12 protein-coding genes are annotated in these 18,217 nt (G+C 70.3%); 6 read left to right on the top strand and 6 right to left on the bottom strand.

Going from position 1 to position 18,217, the window contains the following annotated elements; genetic code table 11:
* Nucleotides 1–384 precede the first annotated feature (384 nt).
* Nucleotides 385–1,047: an endonuclease NucS gene (nucS, locus tag ITP53_RS29155; RefSeq protein WP_195898662.1), complete on the bottom strand. Its 663-nt coding sequence runs from the start codon at nt 1,045–1,047 to the stop codon at nt 385–387.
* 98 nt (nt 1,048–1,145) lie between these two features.
* Here nucS and ITP53_RS29150 point away from each other — a divergent pair, with 98 nt between their 5' ends.
* From ITP53_RS29150 to ITP53_RS29135, 4 genes are all read left to right on the top strand, one after another.
* Complete coding sequence (locus ITP53_RS29150) at nt 1,146–1,436, top strand: ATP/GTP-binding protein (protein WP_195898661.1); 291 nt, start codon at nt 1,146–1,148, stop codon at nt 1,434–1,436.
* A gap of 29 nt (nt 1,437–1,465) precedes the next feature.
* A complete protein-coding gene (locus tag ITP53_RS29145; RefSeq protein WP_195898664.1) occupies nt 1,466–2,173 on the top strand; it encodes an alpha/beta hydrolase in 708 nt (235 codons plus the stop codon).
* A gap of 182 nt (nt 2,174–2,355) precedes the next feature.
* On the top strand, nt 2,356–5,631 hold the full coding sequence (locus ITP53_RS29140) for a LamG-like jellyroll fold domain-containing protein (RefSeq protein WP_195898660.1): 3,276 nt from the start codon (nt 2,356–2,358) through the stop codon (nt 5,629–5,631).
* 181 nt (nt 5,632–5,812) lie between these two features.
* Nucleotides 5,813–11,875, top strand: coding sequence for an RHS repeat-associated core domain-containing protein (locus ITP53_RS29135; protein WP_195898659.1), 6,063 nt, complete (start codon nt 5,813–5,815; stop codon nt 11,873–11,875).
* A 63-nt stretch (nt 11,876–11,938) separates the two neighbouring features.
* On the opposite strand, the gene ITP53_RS29130 is transcribed toward ITP53_RS29135, so the two are convergent.
* Nucleotides 11,939–12,406, bottom strand: a complete 468-nt coding sequence (locus ITP53_RS29130; protein ID WP_195898658.1) for a CAP domain-containing protein — start codon at nt 12,404–12,406, stop codon at nt 11,939–11,941.
* Nucleotides 12,407–12,566: 160 nt separating this feature from the next.
* Between ITP53_RS29130 and ITP53_RS29125 the strand changes: the two genes are divergently transcribed.
* A complete protein-coding gene (locus ITP53_RS29125; RefSeq protein ID WP_328816118.1) occupies nt 12,567–13,376 on the top strand; it encodes an alpha/beta fold hydrolase in 810 nt (269 codons plus the stop codon).
* A 9-nt stretch (nt 13,377–13,385) separates the two neighbouring features.
* On the opposite strand, the gene ITP53_RS29120 is transcribed toward ITP53_RS29125, so the two are convergent.
* The 3 genes from ITP53_RS29120 to mce all read right to left on the bottom strand — a co-directional run bounded on the left by ITP53_RS29120 (nt 13,386) and on the right by mce (nt 16,567).
* Nucleotides 13,386–14,498, bottom strand: a complete 1,113-nt coding sequence (locus ITP53_RS29120) for an AI-2E family transporter (protein WP_195898657.1) — start codon at nt 14,496–14,498, stop codon at nt 13,386–13,388.
* Between the two features lie 161 nt (nt 14,499–14,659).
* Nucleotides 14,660–15,949 (bottom strand): DivIVA domain-containing protein, encoded by a 1,290-nt coding sequence (locus ITP53_RS29115; protein WP_195898656.1) that lies wholly within the window; start codon nt 15,947–15,949, stop codon nt 14,660–14,662.
* 195 nt (nt 15,950–16,144) lie between these two features.
* The gene (gene mce, locus ITP53_RS29110; RefSeq protein WP_195898655.1) at nt 16,145–16,567 is read right to left on the bottom strand and encodes a methylmalonyl-CoA epimerase; all 423 of its coding nucleotides are present in this window, start codon (nt 16,565–16,567) and stop codon (nt 16,145–16,147) included.
* A gap of 79 nt (nt 16,568–16,646) precedes the next feature.
* Between mce and ITP53_RS29105 the strand changes: the two genes are divergently transcribed.
* Complete coding sequence (locus ITP53_RS29105) at nt 16,647–17,834, top strand: acetyl-CoA C-acetyltransferase (protein ID WP_195898654.1); 1,188 nt, start codon at nt 16,647–16,649, stop codon at nt 17,832–17,834.
* A gap of 113 nt (nt 17,835–17,947) precedes the next feature.
* Here ITP53_RS29105 and ITP53_RS29100 read toward each other — a convergent pair whose 3' ends face one another.
* Nucleotides 17,948–18,100, bottom strand: coding sequence for a hypothetical protein (locus ITP53_RS29100; protein ID WP_195898653.1), 153 nt, complete (start codon nt 18,098–18,100; stop codon nt 17,948–17,950).
* Between the last annotated feature and the right edge of the window lie 117 nt (nt 18,101–18,217).

Here is an 18,217-nt window from a genome sequence, read left to right as displayed (position 1 = left end):
CACCACCCCGCCGCCCCCTGGGCAAGCCCCACAGCCTGGTGAACGTCCTCGGAAGAACCCTTCGGATGACTACCGACAACCTCGCCGGTGGCCGGATTGAGCGAGTCGAACGTGAGCGCAGCCATACCGCCACAATAATTCGGTAACCCACCGCTTACCAGGCAACCCAGAAGACCCAGCGGACCAAGACCCCGACGACCCAGCAGGCCAAGAGCCTGACCACCCAGCGGGCGAAGACCCGACGACTCAGCGGCCAAGACTCTGACCACCCAGCGGGCCAAGAAGGCGCTCGCGTAACGGCGGCCCGCCACTGAAGGGTCAGAGGCCGTTTCCCTGGAGGGCCCTCAGGGGGAACGGCGAGTGGTTGCCCGTGCAGCGCGTAAACTAGAAAAGGGTGGGATTCTCGGGCTCAATGCCGCGCAGCGCCGAATAATCGAGCACCACGCAATCGATGCCGCGGTCGGTGGCGAGCACGCGCGCCTGGGGCTTGATCTCCTGGGCGGCGAAGACGCCGCGGACGGGGGCGAGCAGCGGATCGCGGTTGAGGAGCTCCAGATAGCGCGTGAGCTGCTCCACCCCGTCGATCTCGCCGCGGCGCTTGATCTCCACCGCCACCGTCGCGCCCAGCGCGTCGCGGCAGAGGATGTCCACCGGGCCGATCGCCGTCATGTACTCGCGGCGGATCAGGGAGTAGCCGGCGCCCAGCGTCGTGATGTGCTCGGCGAGCAGCTCCTGCAGGTGGGCCTCCACGCCGTCCTTGATCAGCCCGGGGTCGACGCCCAGCTCGTGGCTGGAGTCGTGGAGGATCTCCGCCATGGTCAGGACCAGCTTCTCGCCGGTCTTGCCGTGGGTGACCGTCCAGGTCTCGCCGTTCTCCTTGAGCTTGCACGGCGGATTCATCCAGTTGAGCGGCTTGAACGCGCGGTCGTCGGCGTGAATGCTCACGCTCCCGTCCGCCTTGATCAGCACGAGCCTTGGCGCCATCGGCAGATGCGCCGTGAGCCGTCCGACGTAATCCACGCTGCATCGCGCGATGACCAACCGCATGACGACCCACCTTAGCGGCTCTGGAAAACTGGACGCATGGCGTTCGTAAGGGTGGCAGTGGCAGGGCTCGGCATCGGGGTGAGTGGGCGCTCCCGTCGATGAGCCCGCGCCGTGCCCGCCGCAGGGAGTCCTCCCGCCCCTTCGGCTTCCCCACCGGGCTGGACAAAGTGGAGGAATGGCCGGACGGCGAGTGGAAGGTACGCGTGCTCACCGGTGCGTCGTCGACGAAGGACTACCGCTGCCCCGGCTGCGACCAGGAGATCCGCAGCGGGCAGCCGCACCTCGTCGCCTGGCCCAACTGGCCGGGCGGCGACGATGAGCGCCGCCACTGGCACCAGGCATGCTGGCGTAAGAGACTCGACCGCGGCCCGGGCCGCACCCGTTACTGAAGGGACCCCCTATGGAGAGGCGCGTGGAGATGCGCGAGATTCGCGCGGCGACCGTGCTGCCGGCCCGGCGTGAGCCGATCGAGCTGGAGACGGGCGACGGCCTGACCCTGGTCGGCGAGCTGGCCCTGCCGCTCGACCGTCCCCCCGTGGCCACGCTGGTGACCCTGCACCCGCTGCCCACGCATGGCGGGTTCATGGACAGCCACGTCTACAAGAAGGCCGCCAACCGCCTGCCCGCCCTCGCCGACCTGGCCGTGCTGCGCTTCAACACACGCGGCACGTCCTCGGAGCGCGGGACCTCGGAGGGGACGTTCGACGGGGGTGAGGGCGAGCGCTTCGACGTCCTGGCCGCGCTGGAGTACGCCGAATACAACGACCTGCCGCACGTGTGGGTCGTCGGCTGGTCGTTCGGCTCCGAGCTGGCGCTCAAGTGGGCGCGCGATCCGCTGGTGGAGGGGGCCATCCTGCTGTCGCCGCCGCTGCACAGGGCCACGGACGACGATCTGGACGCCTGGGGGCGGTTCGGGCGGCCGCTCGTCGCGCTGGTGCCGGAGTTCGACGACTACCTGCGGCCGGAGGAGGCCCGCGCGCGTTTCGCCCGGGTGCCGCAGGCCGAGGTCGTCGGGGTGGACGGGGCCAAGCACCTGTGGGTGGGGGAGCCGTACGTCCGGATCGCGTTGAACGAGATCGTCAAGCGGGTCAATCCGGGGGCGTATCCGTTGCCGGTAGAGGTCTGAGCTGGCCTTGGCGGATTTTTCCGGATAAATCGGGACGCTGAAGAAAAATTGAGGTAAATGAGCAAAAGTCTGGACCGATGCCTTGACGGGGGTTGAGAATCCGATCGTCAACCGAAGATCGTGGAGACGCCGGGCGCTCGTTCTCCCGCGCGTAACCCCTGCTCAGCATGGGCGAGGAACGTATGCGGGTAGTGCATGGGCTGGTCGCGGCGGCGTTAACTACTGCGATCTTGGCGGTGCCTCAGCCGGGCGCGGCCTCAGAAGGGCCCGTACCAGCGGTTGAGCGGGTGGAGCCACCGGAGCCGCCCGCGGGGTCGGAGGGCGCCGCGCTGGGGCTCGCCCGCCGCGCCGGCGAGCAGGTCGAGGTCGAGTCGTTGCGCAGTGAGACCCGCCAGGTCTTCGCCCAGCCCGACGGCACGTTCCTGCTGGAGCAGCACGCCCGTCCGGTACGCGTACGCAAGCAGGACGGCTGGGTGCCCGTGGACACCACGCTGCGCCTGCGCCCCGACGGCGCGGTCGAACCGGTCGCCGCGGCGGTCGGCCTGACGTTCTCCGGCGGCGGCGCCGCCCCACTCGCCCGCCTGTCCAGAGGCGGCAAGTCCATGGAGCTCGGCTGGCACGGCACCCTGCCCAAGCCGGTGCTGAACGGCGACACCGCCACCTACCCGGAGGTCATGCCGGGCGTGGACCTCCAGGTCACCGCGGACGTGGACGGCTTCTCCCACCTCCTGGTCGTCAAGTCGCGGGCCGCCGCGGCGGGGCTGACCGAGCTGACGTACCCGCTGTCGGCCCGCGGCCTGTCGATGAAAGCCGACAAGGCGGGCAACCTGGAGGCCGTCGACCAGAACGGCGGCACGCTCTTCATCGCGCCCACCCCGACGATGTGGGACTCGGAGGGCATCACGAGCCCCCAGGCGCTCAAGGAGGGCCGCTCCCCAGAGGCCCGCCAGGCCACGATGGGCGTCGAACTGGTCGGCGGGAAGCTGCGGCTCAAGCCGGACAAGAAGCTGCTGACCGGCAAGAAGACCCGCTTCCCCGTCTATCTGGACCCGTACTTCTCGGCCGCCCGTGGCGCCTGGACGGCGGTCTGGAGCAACTGGCCCAACTCCAACTACCTCAACTCCAGCGACGTCGCCAGGGTGGGCCACGTCGAGTCGCAGAAGAACCGCTCGTTCTTCCAGATGAACACCGGGTCGACCATCCACGGCAAGCAGATCATCAAGGGGACCCTGCGTACGTACGAGACGTGGTCGTACTCGTGCAGCGCCCGCAAGGTCGAGGCGTGGGCCACCAACACGATCAGCAAGAGCACCACCTGGAACAAGCAGCCCACATGGGTCAGGAAGCTGTCCACGGTGAACGTGGCCAAGGGCTGGGGCTCCTCGTGCCTGCCGGGCGGGGTCGAGTTCGACGTCACCTCGCAGGTCGTGGACGCCGCCGCGAAGAACTGGCCCAACATCACCGTCGGCCTGCGGGCAACGAGCGAGACCGACCAGTACGCCTGGAAGAAGTTCAAGAACAATCCGAGCCTGGTCATCGAGTACAACTCGCTGCCCGCCGCCCCCGTGGCCGCCGACGTGTGGCCCGACCCGGGTGGGTCCTGCGTCTCTGGCGACGAACGGCCGGTCATCAGCACCACCACGCCGAAGCTGTGGGCCAAGCTGAAGGACGTCGACAACTCGGTCAGGGGCCGGTTCGAGTGGTACGCGGCCGACGGGGTGACCAAGCTGGGCGAGTACGTCACGGGTCTGGGCTCGACCGGCACCGCGTTCTCCGCGACCGTGCCCGGAGGCGCGTACGCCGACGGCTCGGTGGTCCGCTGGCGCGTCCGCGCGGAGGACGGCAAGGCCGACAGCGCGTGGAGCCCCTGGTGTGAGGCCACCGTGGACGCCGCCGCCCCCGCCAGGGAACCCGTGGTGACCGCCCCCGAGTACGCGGAGAACACCTGGAACGACGGCGTCGGCCTGGCGGGCACGTTCACCTTCGCCCCCAACGGCGTCACCGACGTGGCCGCCTACGTCTACGGGCTCGACACCACGCCGAAGACGGAGGTCGCCGCCGGCCAGGACGGCACGGCCACGGTCCGGCTCACCCCGCGCCACGAGGGCCCCAACGTCCTGTCGGTGCGCAGCAAGGACCACGCGGGCCAGCTCGGCCCGATCCGTACCTACGTCTTCAACGTCAACGCCGGCGCCGTACCCGCCGCCCACTGGAAGCTGGACGACAGCCAGGGCACCGTGGCCGCCGACGCCGCCGGCGCCCACCCCGCGACCCTGTACGGGGCCTCCTGGACGACCGGCAGGACCGGTACGGCCCTGCGCCTGGCGAACTCGTACGCGCAGACCACAGGCCCGGTCGTGGACACCGGCCGCAACTTCACCGTCACCGCCTGGGCCCGTCTGACCGGCAACGGCGCCACCGCCACCGCCGTCACCCAGGAGGGCGGCCGGACGGGCGCGTTCGCGCTGCAGTACTCGAAACCGGACGACCGCTGGGCGCTGACCCTCACCGGCGCGGACGCCGACGGCGCCACCGCCGTGCGCGCCCTCTCCGCGACCGCGCCACGACTCTCCGAGTGGACCCACCTGACCGGCGTGTACGACGCCGCCGCGGCCCAGATCTCCCTCTACGTCAACGGCAGGCTGGAGTCCACGGTCGCCGCGCGGCCGTGGGCCGCCACCGGCCCCCTGACCATCGGGCGCGGCAAGGTCAACGGCGCCGCCGCGGACTTCTGGCCAGGCGACCTCGACGAGGTCCGCGTCTACGGCCGGGCCATGTTCGCCGACGAGGTCGCCGAGCTGGTCAACAGCGCCGCCACGCTCGTCGGCCACTGGAGGCTGGACGAGGAGGCGGGCCTGTCCGCCGCCGACTCCTCAGGCCGCGCGACGCCGGCCACGCTGTCCGGCGGTGCCTCGTGGACCGCCGGCTGGCTGGACGGCGCGCTCGCGCTCGACGGCGTCAACGGCCACGCCCAGACGGCGGGACCGGCCGTGAACACCAGGACGGGGTTCACCGTCGCCGGCTGGACCCAGCTCGACTACCTCCCCACCGGCGACACCGCCGTCGCCGCCCAGCCGGGCAACCGGGCCGCCGGCTTCCAGCTCGGCTACGACAAGGAACAAAGGCGGTGGGTCCTGGGCATGGCCGCCGCCGACACCGACACCGCAGCCCTCGTACGCACCCGCTCCGACGCCATCCCCACGCCGATGGAATGGACCCACGTCGCCGGCGTCTACGACCCGCTCGCCGGCGAGCTCCGCATCTACGTCAACGGCCGCCTGTCCACCGCCACCATCACCGACCACGTCAGCGCATGGAACGCCGCCGGCCCGCTGCAACTGGGCCGCACCAAGACCGCGGGCGCCTTCACCGGCTACTGGCCGGGGACCGTCGACGACGTCCGCACCTACGACGGCGTGCTCAACGCCGAACAGATCGCCCAACTGGCCGCACAGTAACTCCCCCCTCTGGAGAAGGTTCATGGACCTGCCGAGTGAGTTAGAGCTGCCCGAATCCCGCTGGAATCGTTTTCAGCGACAACCGGAAGAGCCCGATCGTCCGGATCCCTCCTGGAATCGCTTCCATGGCGCGAAGCCCGAGTCACCCTGGCCGCGCCGTCTGGCGACGGTGCTCTCGATCATGCTCGTGATCCCCCTCACGTACGCCATGCCCGCGTCGGCCGCGTCCCGCCCGGCCCCGTCCGTGCAGAAGGAGACGCCGGTCAAGGGCGGGAAGGTCCCCGTACTTCCGCCGATCGCGGATCCGGCCGCCAAGCAGGCGTGGCACGCGCCGCCCGGCGTGAGCTGGCCCGAACCGCGCAAGGCGGAGCTCGACGGCTCAGCCAGGACCCTGGCGGCCGGCTTCCCCGTGAAGCTGGCCCAGGGAACGGGGACGGCGAAGGCGGCGCGGACCGCGAGCCCGGTCAGCGTCGAGCTCCTCGACACCGACCTGCTCGGCCTGGCCATGCGGGTCAAGCCCGGCCAGGGGGTGGCGACGGCGGCGGCCAAGTCCGCCAAGACCCGCCTGGAGATCGACTACTCCGGCTTCCGTTACGCGTACGGCGGCGACTACGGCTCCCGCCTGCGCCTGGTCAAGCTGGAGGAGTGCGCGCTCGACGCGGCCGCCGCGACCTGCCCCGCGCCGCAGCCCGTGAAGAGCGGCAACGACGCGAAGAACGGCACGGTGACCGCCGAGGTCGAGACCACCGGCCTGTACGCGCTCACCGCGGCCGCTTCCGGCCCGTCCGGCGACCACGCCGCCACCTCCCTGTCCGCCTCGGCCGACTGGAGTGTGGGCACCCAGTCGGGCGACTTCACCTGGGGCTACGAGCTCCGCACGCCGCCCGCGCTCGGCGGTGAGGAGCCGGCGATCTCGCTGGGCTACTCCTCGCAGAGCGTGGACGGGCGCACCGCCTCCACCAACAACCAGCCGTCCTGGGCCGGTGAGGGCTTCGAGATGAACCCCGGCGGTTACATCGAGCGCCGCTACAAGTCCTGCATGATCGACGGCAAGAAGACCGGCGACCTGTGCTGGGACCAGGACAACGCCACGCTGTCCCTGGGCGACTCGTCCGTCGAGCTGGTCAAGGACGCCACCACCAAGCAGTGGCGGCCCAAGCGTGACGACGGCACCAGGATCGAGGCACTCACCGGCGCCTCGAACGGCGACAACAACGGCGAGTACTGGCGGGTCACCACCGCCGACGGCGCCCAGTACACCTTCGGCCTGAACCGCCTGCCCGGCTGGACGACCGGCAAGCCGGAGACACAGTCGGTGCAGACGGTGCCGGTGTTCGGCAACAACAGCGGCGAGCCGTGCTACTCCAGCACCCCGGCCAACGCCTGGTGCCGGCAGGCGTACCGGTGGAACCTCGACTACGCCGCCGACCCCCACGGCAACGCCACCACCTACTGGTACGAGGTCGAGAAGAACTTCTACGGCCGCAACATGAAGCCCGAGCTCGGCACGGAGTACGTACGCGGCGCCTACCTCAAGCGCGTCGACTACGGCTACCTGAAGAACGAGCTGTTCACCAGGGTCCCGGCGGCCAGGGTGGTCTTCGACGTGGCGGAGCGCTGCCTGCCGAGCGGGACCATCACCTGCGCCGCCGACCAGCTCAAGAAGGAGACCGCGAGCCACTGGCCGGACGTGCCGTTCGACCAGATCTGCAACTCCGGCGTGAAGTGCACCGACCGCCTCGCGCCGACGTTCTTCACGCGCAAGCGGCTGACCAAGGTCACCACCCAGGTGCTGAACGCATCCGGCCAGTACTACCCGGTGGACTCGTGGGCACTGACGCACCAGTTCCCGGCCTCGGGTGACGGCATGAGCCCGTCGCTGTGGCTGGCCTCGATCCAGCAGAGCGGCCACGTGGGCGGCACGATCACACTGCCCAGGATCACATTCATCGGCGTCCAGCTGGCCAACCGGGTGGACACAGACGAGGGCCGCGCCCCGCTGGTCAAGTGGCGCGTTCAGGCCGTCAACAACGAGTCGGGCGGCGAGCTGCGGGTCAACTACGCGCCGGCCGACTGCAAGCCGGGCGACGTCCCCACGGCCGACAAGAACACCAGGCGCTGCTTCCCGCAGCGCTGGGCCCCGCCGAACGAGGCCGAGGTCACCGACTGGTTCCACAAGTACGTCGTGGCGCAGACCGTGGAGGTCGACCGGGTCGCCGGCTCGCCGAACGTGGTCACCGACTACGAGTACCTGGACGGCGCCGCCTGGCGCTACGCCGACAACATCCTGGTCAAGCCCGAGCACCGCACGTGGTCGGACTGGCGCGGGTTCGGCCGGGTACGCGTCCGCCAGGGCGACGGTCAGGACGCCAAGCGCACGCTCACGGAGTTCAGGTACTTCCGCGGCATGCACGGCGACAAGCAGGCCGACGGCTCCAAGCGCACCGCGCAGATCGAGGACTCCGAAGGGGTCAAGCTGGACGACCTGGACCAGTTGTCCGGGTTCGAGCGGGAGGAGATCCTCTACGACGGCGACGGCGGGGCGGTCCTGACCGCGACCGTCGAGGAGCCGTGGTCGGTCAAGACGGCCGAGTCCACGCAGGGCGGCGTCACCAAGGCCGCGCACGTGGTCGAGGCCAAGTCCATGGTCACCAGGACCGCGCTGCCCGGGGGCAAGTGGCGGCGTACCGGGGAGGAGCGCTCGTACGACGCCAAGGGCCTGCTCACCCAGGTCGAGGAGAAGGGCGACCTGGCCAGCGCCGCCGACGACGAGTGCACCCGCTACACCTACGCCCGCAACGACTCCGCCTGGATGCTCGACTACATGAGCAGGATCCAGAAGGTCGCGGCAGGCTGCGGCACCGCCGTCGCCACGCTGGCCGTCGGTGAGGTGATCTCCGACGAGAAGGTCCAGTACGACGGCAAGGCGTACGGCCAGGCGCCCAGCAAGGGCGACGTGACCACGGTCCAGCAACTCGTCGACGCCGACGGCGCCACCATCACCGACAGCACCCACACCTACGACGCCTACGGCCGGGAGACCAGCGAGACCGATTCCGTCGGCACCAAGTCCGTCACCACCTACAGCCCCGCCGCGGGCGCCCCCGCGACGGAGACCACCGAGACGAACCAGCTCGGCCACGTCGAGCGCACCCAGCTCGAACCGGCCTGGGGCGAGCCCGTCGCCGAGATCGACGCGAACAACCGTCGCGTCGAGATGGAGTACGACGCGCTCGGCCGCCTGATCAAGGTCTGGCAGCCCGACCGCAGCAGGGCGGAGGGGCAGTCGCCGAACACCGAGTACTCCTACGCGATGCGCACCGACGGCCCCAGCGTCGTCACCACGAAGACGCTGCGCGCCGACGGCGGCTACACCACCAGCCACGAGCTGTACGACGGCCTGATGCGCGAGCGCCAGACCCAGGAGCCCGCGCCCCTCGACGACCAGACGCAGGATCCCGCGCTGCGTGACGGCCGCACCATCACCGACACCTTCTACAACTCCCAGGGCGAGAAGTACAAGGCCAACACCGGCTACTTCGCCACCGGCGCGCCGTCCACCGAGCTGCTGGCGGTGGCCGACACCGACGTGCCCACCCAGATCGTGTCGACCTTCGACGGCTCCGGCGAGGTCAACGCCCAGATCCTCAAGGCGAAGGGTGTGGAGCAGCAGCGGGCCTCCGCCACGCAGCAGGGTGACCGGATCCACGTGACGCCGCCGCCCGGCGGCACCGCGACCACCCGCATCGGCGACGCCGAGGACCGCCTCATCGAGCTGCGCCAGTACAAGGGCGCAACCCCTACAGGCGAGTACGAATCCACCAAGTACGCCTACGACCACGCCGGCCGGCTGTCCACGGTGACCGATCCGGCGGGCAACGTGTGGCGTCACCACTACGACCTGCGCGGCCGGGAGATCAAGACCGAGGACCCCGACAAGGGCGTCACCACGATGACGTACAACGACGCCGACGAGGTGGTCACCACCACGGACGCGCGCGGCAAGACGTTGTGGTACGGCTACGACGAGCTGGGCCGCAAGAAGGAGCTGCGCGAGGGCTCCGCGACCGGCCCGCTCCTGGCCGAGTGGAAGTACGACGCACTGGCCAAGGGCCAGCTGAACGCCAGCATCCGGTACGTGGGCGGGCAGGCGTACAAGGCCGAGATCAACGCCATCGACTCGAGCTACCGCACGCTGCGCCAGACCGTCACCGTCCCCGAGCGGGAGGGCAAGCTGGCCGGCTCGTACGTGCTCAACACCCGCTACACGCTCGACGACCAGGTCCAGTCCGTCAGCTTCCCAGCCGCCGGCGGGCTGGCGGAGGAGTCGGTCGTCTACAGCTACGACGGGCTCAGTCAGCCGGCCAAGGTCACCGGCCTGTCGGCGTACGTGAGCGCCACCCGCTACTCCAAGCTGGGCGAGACCCTCCAGTACGAGCTGGGTGAGGGGACCAAGAAGACCTGGTTGACCTACACCCACGACGAGTCCACCCGCAGGCTGACCAGGATGCGGCTCGACAGAGAGGGCGCCGCCGCCACCGACCTGGACCTCAACTACTCCTTCGACGCCGTCGGCAACATCACCAAGATCGCCGAAACGGCCGGCGGCCAGGACACGCAGTGCTTCACGTATGACCACCTGCGCCGCCTGACCTCGGCGTGGACGGCCACCGACGACTGCGCCTCCGGCACCCCGACGTCCGGCAAGATCGGCGGCGTGGCCCCGTACGCGCTCAGCTACGCCTACGACGCCGCCGGGAACCGGCTCAAGGAGACCAACCATGCCTGGGGCGGCGCGCCCGAGACCGTGCGCACCTCCACCTACCCGGAGGCGGGCGCCGAGCAGCCGCACGCGCTGCAGGGCGTCGGCGCCGACCTGTTCGCCTACGACCCGGCGGGCAACACCACCAGGCGCAAGGTCGGCACCTCCGATCAGGCCCTGGTCTGGGACGCCGAGGGCAACCTGGAGTCGGTAACGGAGGCAGGCAAGACCACGTCCTTCGTCTACGACGCGGACGGCGACCGCCTGCTCCGCAAGACCCCGACCGACGCCACGCTCTACGTCGACGACATGGAGCTGCGCCTCGACTTCGCCGAGGACGTCGTCGAGCAGACCCGCTACTACACCGTCAACGGCGAGCCCATCGCGATGCGCACGCCGGACGACCAGGTCTTCTTCCTGGTCAACGACCACCAGGGCACCGCCCAGGCCGCGGTGAACGCCGGGAGCGGCGACCTGGCCGTCCGGAGGCAGACCCCGTTCGGCGAGGATCGCGGATCACCGCCACCGTGGTGGCCGGGACAGCGTGGATTCGTCGGCGGCACCCAGGACCCGAGCACCGATCTCGTCCACCTCGGCGCCCGCGAGTACGACCCAGAAAACGGCCGCTTCCTGTCGGTCGACCCGATCATCAACGAGGAGGACCCACAACAGCTCAACGCCTACGCCTACGCCAACAACAGCCCCGTCAGCATGAGTGACCCCGACGGGCAGCTGGTCTGGTTCGTGGTCGGCATCGCGGCCAGGATCGCGGCCCGCGCCATCGCCAGGAGGCTGGCCCAGGCCGCCGCCAGGCGTGCCGCGCTCGCGGCGGCCAGGCGGGCGGCGGCCAGGCGCGCGGCGCTCGCGGCGGCCAGACGGCGCGCGGCTGAGGCGGCACGACGACGGGCGCTCGCGGCGGCGCGGCGGCGCGCGGCTGAGGCCGCACGACGACGTGCGGCAGCCGCGGCCAGGCGGCGTGCGGCTGCGGCCGCCAGACGTGCCGCCGCGGCGGCGGCCAGGCGGAGAGCGGCCGCGGCCGCACGCCAGGCGGCCGCCCGTCGTGCCAGGGCGGCGGCGGCCAGGGCCGCGCGCAGCAGGCGAGCGAACAGGCAGCCCGCCAGGACACGGCAGCGGCCGGCACAGCGACCGACCAGCCACCGCGCGACGCAGCGGCAGTCGCCGCCCAGGGCGAACCGGCAGCCGGCGCAGCCAAGGCCGAGTCAGGTCTACCGCAACGACGGCACGGTGCAACCGACCCAGTCGTTCACCGTCTACCGCAACGGGCGGATGTACCCCGACGGGCCGCCACCCTCGAACCTCGTCCGGCCAGGCGGTTCCGGTCAGGGTGAGAAGCAGCTCTTCAAGCCCTCGGAGATCGAACCGACCAACACGCGGACGGGAACGATCGCCGAGACCGGCGCCCGCGTGACCCGATGGATCGACCAGAGCGGCCTGGACGACGCCTTCGGATTCTTCTTCTGACCCAATCTCCACCATCCGGCGCGGGGCTCACGAGAGCCCCGCGCCGGCGGGCTCCGGGGATGCTCAGGCGGGCAGGACGTTGCCCGCGAACTCCCCGCCGACGTTGCCAGGGGGCTCGAACACGAAGACGATGTACGTCTCGTGGCGCTCGGCGCCCTGACCGGACACCCGGGCGGCGCCCATCCTGGTGGTGTTCTTCCAGACGAGCTGACTGAAGTGCCCCGACGGCCCGGGTCCCGGTGGAGCCTCCCAGTCGTAGGCCGAGACCTCGTCGTACCACGCGGTCACCGCGTCCCCGGCGGCGCTCATGCCGTCGCCCGCGCCCCAGAACAGGTTCTCGCCGGTGCCCCCGCGGCAGGGCGGCGGATTCCCGTACGACGAGCGGGCCGCGGCCCTGGACCGGGCGTAGTCGACGAGCAGCGCGTCCATGACCAGGGGCGGCGCGTGGTGCCTGGCGCGGCAGGCGTTGGCGGAGCGCAGCGCGTCCAGCAGGAAGTCGCCGTTGGTGGCGTCGGGGAGCGCTCCAGCCATCTGCCGTCACCTCTCACGTAAACCGTGCCTGGATTGTGCGGGCGAATTCCTGGGCGCGCAATGTCCAGTGATTAGGCCGAGTGTTCCTTTTTGTGGAAATAACGGAGAAGTGGGCACGGCAATCAGGGATATCGGCATACGTCAATGAGTGATTGTCGTCGTGAACCGGGCTACCGTGTGGTCCGTGCAGCTCTACACGAGATCGTCCGGGACCGGGATCCCGGTTGTGCTGCTTCATGCGTTCCCGCTGTCGTCCGCCATGTGGCTGGCCCAGCGCGAAGGGCTGGCCAAGGTGTGCCGGGTCATCACCCCCGACCTGCGCGGCTTCGGCGGCTCGCGGCTGGGCGAGGACGAGCCGTCCATCGACCTGATGGCCGACGACGTCGCCGGGCTGCTCGACGCGGAGGGCATCGACCGGGCGGTGGTCGGCGGGCTGTCCATGGGCGGCTACGTGACCATGGCGTTCTGCCGCCGGCACCCTGACCGGGTTCTCGGCGTGATCCTGGCCGACACCAAGGCCGCCCCCGACCCGCCCCCCGCGCGGGACAACAGAGAGCGCATCGCGCAGGCCGTGCTGGCCGACGGGAGCGAGGTGCTGGTCAGCGAGGTGCTGCCGGGGCTCATCGGCCCGACGACCAAGGAGCGGCGGGCCATGGTCTTCGGGCGGGTCAAGGGGCTGGTGCAGTCCGCGCCGCCGGGGGCCGTGGCCTGGGCGCAACGGGCGATGGCCGCGCGGCCGGACTCCTCGCCGACGCTCGCCGCGCTGAAGGCGCCGCTGCTGGTCGTCGTGGGGGAGGAGGACGAGTTGTCGCCACCCGCCGACGCCGAGGCGATGGCGCGGGCCGTGCCCGACGGCCGGCTGGAGATCATCCCGAAGGCCGGCCACCTGAGCGCGGTCGAGCAGCCGGAGGCGTTCAACGTGGCGGTGGCCGAGTTCCTCAGGAGCGAATTGGGCGATGCGCGGGCCTGACCACGCCGTTCAGGCCCCGTCCTGGCGGGGCAGCACCACCTCGCGGATGATCAGCGCGATGGCCGCAGCCACCGGGATGGCCAGCAGGGCGCCGACGATGCCGAGCAGCGCGCCGCCGAACAACGCGGCGATCACCGTCACGGCCGGCGTCACGTCCACCGAGCGTTTCATCACCCGGGGATAGATGAGGTAGTTCTCGACCTGCTGGTAGACCACGAAGAAGATCGCGCAGGCGATCCCGGCGGGCACCGACTGCAACAGTGCCACGCCCGTCACGAGCACCGCGCCGATCGTGGCGCCCACCAGCGGGATCAGGTCCGTCAGGGCCACGACGAGCGCGAGCGCGAGCGCGTACCTGATGTCGGCGATCGACAGGAAGATCCAGGTCAGTACGCCGGCGATGACCGAGATCAGGACGTTGCCCGCGACGTACCCGCCGATGCCGGAGAGGATCTGCTCGGTGATCGCGCCGGTCCGCGTCCTGCGCGAGGCCGGCACGAGCTTCAGCAGGTAGTCCTTGATCGTGTGCAGCGAGCCGAGGAAGTAGAGCATGAGGGCCAGCAGTGTCACCGTGGTGAACACGCCGTTCAGCACCACGAGCCCGGCGCCCATGATGCCGGTGGCCAGCGACGGACCGAGCGTGCTCGTCACGAACGTCTTGACCTGCGGCAGGATCTGGAAGTCCGCGTCGATCCTGCGTACGGTCGGGTGGTTGCTCAGCTCGGTGATGTAGCCGGGCACGGCCTCGATGAACTCGGTGAGCTGCTGGCTGACCGGCGGCACCAGCGCCAGCCCGAACAGCGTGAACGCCACGATGACCGCGGCGAACACGATCGAGATCGCGCCCCGCCTGGCCAGGCCGCGACGCTGTAACGCCTCGACGGCCGGGTTGAGCCCGACGGCGAGGAACATCGCCACGACGACCAGGATGATCGTGCTCAGCGAGTTGACGACCATCTGGGCGAGGGCGATCGCGGTCAGCACCCCCAGCCCGCCGACCAGGCCGAACAGGAACGGCCCCCGCGCCAGCGGCTTACCCGGCAACCCGTACGGCTGGGCGGCCTCGTCGTCCTGAACCGCTGTGGGCTCGTCCTTGGTGGAGGGCGCGGCTTCTGCGGACAAGGGTGACTCCCCGAAAGCTCGGCGACAAAGCAGGACGGGCCGTACAGGCCCGGCAACAAAGAGAGAGCCTAGCGACCATCAGATCGCCAGGCTCTCTCCAGCCGTCACTCAGCCCCCGTGTAGCCGCCGGCTGTCGCTGTGCCCCCGTGTGTGGTCGCCGGCTATTCCTGCCACCACTCGGAGTCGTCCTCGGACTTGGCCTCCACCTTCGGCGCGGGCGTCGTCACCGGAGCCGGTGACTCGACCACGGGCGCGGCTATCGCCGGCTTCGGCGCGGCCGCCGCGACCGCGGGCTCCGGCTCCAGGCCCGGCAGCGCGGCGCCGCCGAGCAGCTGGCGCAGCTGCGCCAGGTGGCTCGTGATGCTGTCGCGCTGGCGGGTGAGCTCGTCGACCTGGCGCTGCATCGCCGTGCGGGTGCGCTCGGCCTCGTTCTTGGCCTCGGTGACGATCGTCTCCGCGCTCGACTTGGACTCCGACACGATCGTCTCGGCGTTCTTGCGCGCGTTGGCGACGAGCTGCTTGGCGTGCAGATCGGCCTCGCGGCGGGTCTGGTCGGCCTGCTGGGTCGCCTTCGTGGCCCTCGACTCGGCCGTGGCGGCGCGCTGCTCGGCCTCGGCGACCAGCTTGTGCGTGGCGGCCTGGGCGGTGGCGTGGCGCTCAGCCTCCTGGCGCTCGGCCTCCTCCCGCCGGGCGGCGAGCTGGATCTCGAACTCGGCCTCGTCCTGCGCCCGCTTGGCCTCCGACTCCTCCAGCACCCGCTGAGCCTGCGCGCGCATCTCGTCGGCCTGCCGCTTGGCGGTGGTCAGCACCTCGTCGCGCTCGCGCTTGGTCGAGGCCCGCAGCTGGGCGACCTCGCGCTCGGTGGTGGTGCGCAGCTTGGCGATCTCGCGCTCGGCGTCGGCCCGCTTCTCCGCCACCTCGTGGTCGGCGGTGGCCCGCAGCTTGGCGGCCTCGCGCTCGGTGGTGTTGGTCAGCTCGTCGGCCTCGCGGCGGGCGGTGGAGCGGATCTCCTCGGCCTCCCGCTCGGCCGAGGTGCGCATCTCGTCGCTCTCGCGGGTGGCCTGGGCGCGCTTGTCCGCGGCCTCCGACTCGGCGGCGGCACGCATGTCGGCCGCCTCCACCTTGGCCGCGGCCTTGATCTCGTTGGCCTCGGACCTGGCGGCCTGTACGAGCTCGGTGGCCTGCTCCTCGGCCAGCCTGAGCAACTGCTCGATGCGCGCGCCAAGACCGGAATAAGTAGGCCGCTCCTGCTCCTGGAGCTGCCGCTGGGAGTCGGACAGATCGCGCTGCAGGCCGGCGACCTGCTCGCGCGACTGGCGTAGCTCTCCGTCGAGCTGCTTCAGGTGGTCGTGGACCTGGTGCCGGTCATAACCACGGAGCACCACGTCGAACTCGCGTGCTGGGGCGTCCTCGAAGAAATTGTTGAGCTGGGCGTCGATGTCGGACTGCATGGAGGCTCGATCCTGGGTTGTCGAGACGGCTACACGGGCCGGACGGGGGGGTTCGGGGCATCCGTACGTGGAGCCTGTGCCTCGCGGCAGGCCCCTTGTCCGGTGGAAGGTCAAGCGTACTCCGCTGGTGCCACCTGCGAAGCCCCGTCCGACTTTCTGCGTGACTAGTTACATATGGACGTTTTTTCCGAATTGTCAGCGCTTGGCCGCCTGGACCAACTCCGTCAACATTCCTCCCACATCCTTGGGATGAAGGAACGCGATCTCCGAGCCCATCGACCCATGTCTGGGGCGCTCGTCCAGCAGCCTCACACCCTTCTCGTTGATCTTAGCCATGGCCTCGGCGACATCGGGGACGCCGAACGCCACATGGTGAACACCCTCGCCCCGCTTTGCCAGGAATTTTCCCACAGGTGAGTCCTCTGAGAGGGGTTCCAGGAGCTGAATGTAGGAGCCCCCACCTTCGCCGTCGGCGATGTGCAGCATGGCCTCCTTCACGCCTTGCTCCTCGTTCACCTCGCGGGTCACCACGGTCAGCTCGAACGTCTCCGAGAAGAACGCGATCTTCTCCTCGAGGTCCCGGCAGGCGATTCCGACGTGATCGATGCGCATGAACATGTGTGCTCTACCTCCATAGCGAACGTCCTCCTACCCATGGGTATCGTGTCAAAGAAGCCGACAACAGGAGGCCGTTGCCATGTCCAGGTCCGTCATCGTCGCCGGAGCTCGCACGCCCGTCGGCAGGCTGCTCGGCAGCCTGTCCGAGCTGCCCGCCGTGGAGCTGGGCGGCATCGCCATCAAGGCGGCGCTGGAGCGCGCCGGCGTGGCGCCGCAGGCGGTCGAGTACGTCATCATGGGCCAGGTCCTGCAGGCCGGCGCGGGTCAGATCCCCTCGCGCCAGGCCGCGGTGAAGGCCGGCATCCCGATGACCGTGCCCTCCCTCACCGTCAACAAGGTGTGCCTGTCGGGGATGGACGCCATCGCGCTGGCCGACCAGCTCATCAGAGCGGGCGAGTTCGACATCGTGGTGGCCGGCGGCATGGAGTCCATGACCAACGCCCCCCACCTGCTGCCCGGCCTGCGCAAGGGCGTCAAGTACGGTCCGTCCGAGGTGATCGACTCGATGGCGCACGACGGCCTGTTCTGCGCGTTCGACCAGTGCGCGATGGGCGAGTCGACCGAGCGCTACAACGCCAGGCTCGGCATCGGCCGCGAGGAGCAGGACGCCCTGTCGGCCCGCTCACACCAACTCGCCGCCGCCGCCATCAAGAACGGCGTGTTCGAGGACGAGATCGTCCCGGTGGAGATCCCGCAGCGCCGCGGCGAGCCGGTGGTGGTCAAGGAGGACGAGGGCGTGCGTGGTGACACGACGCCCGAGATCCTGGCCAAGCTGCGCCCCGCCTTCGCGGCGGACGGCACGATCACCGCGGCGTCGTCCTCCCAGATCTCCGACGGCGCCTGCGCCGTGGTCGTCATGTCGAAGTCGAAGGCCGAGGAGCTGGGCCTCGACTGGCTGGCCGAGATCGGCAGGCACGGCAACGTCGCGGGACCCGACGCGTCCCTGCAGTCCCAGCCCGCCAACGCCATCAAGCAGGCGATGTCGAAGCAGGGCGTCACGGCGGACGACCTGGACCTGGTCGAAATCAACGAGGCCTTCGCCAGCGTGGTCCTGCAGTCGGCCAAGGAGCTCGGGATCTCGCTGGACAAGGTCAACGTCAACGGCGGCGGCATCGCGCTCGGCCACCCGATCGGGGCGTCGGGGGCCCGGATCGTGCTGACGCTGGCGTACGAGCTGAGGCGGCGGGGCGGCGGCCTCGGCGCGGCGGGTCTGTGCGGCGGCGGCGGACAGGGCGACGCCCTCCTCCTCACCGTCCCCAAGCGTTAGGGGCGCCCCTGCTCCGTGCGGATCGACCAGGATTCGATCCCGAACGACGCCCCGCTAAGGGGGCGGTTCAGCCCGGCCGCGAGGGAGGATGCGGCCGGGCTGCTTGTGGGCGGTCATGAGGCGAGGAACCTGGCGAAGACCGAGCGGTGCCTGCGCTCGGGCCGGGCGCTCCTCAGCGCCTCGTGTACGCGCCGCCGCTCGGCGGCGGCCCGCCGGAGTTCGTCGGCGTGGTGCTGCATCACGGTGTATTCGAGTTCGGCGTTCATCCGAATGCTCCTGTGCTCGTGTCCTTGTCTCCGCACTTTCGAGGTTGCTCCTAAGGCCTTCCGCGGCACATCGGGCGTATGCCTTATCTCCGGGCGTATGGACAGCAGGGAGATACC

This window comes from Nonomuraea cypriaca, assembly GCF_015645445.1.
Taxonomy (GTDB): domain Bacteria; phylum Actinomycetota; class Actinomycetes; order Streptosporangiales; family Streptosporangiaceae; genus Nonomuraea; species Nonomuraea cypriaca.
The sequence above is the reverse complement of the archived record's forward strand: the minus strand, read 5'-3'. Positions and strand labels throughout refer to the sequence as shown.

Excerpts from the sequence above, each read along its gene's own strand:
- ITP53_RS29135 (WP_195898659.1), top strand. The coding sequence starts at position 5,813 with ATGCTCGTGATCCCCCTCACGTACGCCATGCCCGCGTCGGCCGCGTCC.
- nucS (WP_195898662.1), bottom strand. The coding sequence starts at position 1,047 with ATGCGGTTGGTCATCGCGCGATGCAGCGTGGATTACGTCGGACGGCTC.
- ITP53_RS29130 (WP_195898658.1), bottom strand. The coding sequence starts at position 12,406 with ATGGCTGGAGCGCTCCCCGACGCCACCAACGGCGACTTCCTGCTGGAC.
- ITP53_RS29105 (WP_195898654.1), top strand. The coding sequence starts at position 16,647 with ATGTCCAGGTCCGTCATCGTCGCCGGAGCTCGCACGCCCGTCGGCAGG.
- ITP53_RS29150 (WP_195898661.1), top strand. The coding sequence starts at position 1,146 with ATGAGCCCGCGCCGTGCCCGCCGCAGGGAGTCCTCCCGCCCCTTCGGC.
- mce (WP_195898655.1), bottom strand. The coding sequence starts at position 16,567 with ATGTTCATGCGCATCGATCACGTCGGAATCGCCTGCCGGGACCTCGAG.
- ITP53_RS29100 (WP_195898653.1), bottom strand. The coding sequence starts at position 18,100 with ATGAACGCCGAACTCGAATACACCGTGATGCAGCACCACGCCGACGAA.
- ITP53_RS29140 (WP_195898660.1), top strand. The coding sequence starts at position 2,356 with ATGCGGGTAGTGCATGGGCTGGTCGCGGCGGCGTTAACTACTGCGATC.
- ITP53_RS29145 (WP_195898664.1), top strand. The coding sequence starts at position 1,466 with ATGCGCGAGATTCGCGCGGCGACCGTGCTGCCGGCCCGGCGTGAGCCG.
- ITP53_RS29115 (WP_195898656.1), bottom strand. The coding sequence starts at position 15,949 with ATGCAGTCCGACATCGACGCCCAGCTCAACAATTTCTTCGAGGACGCC.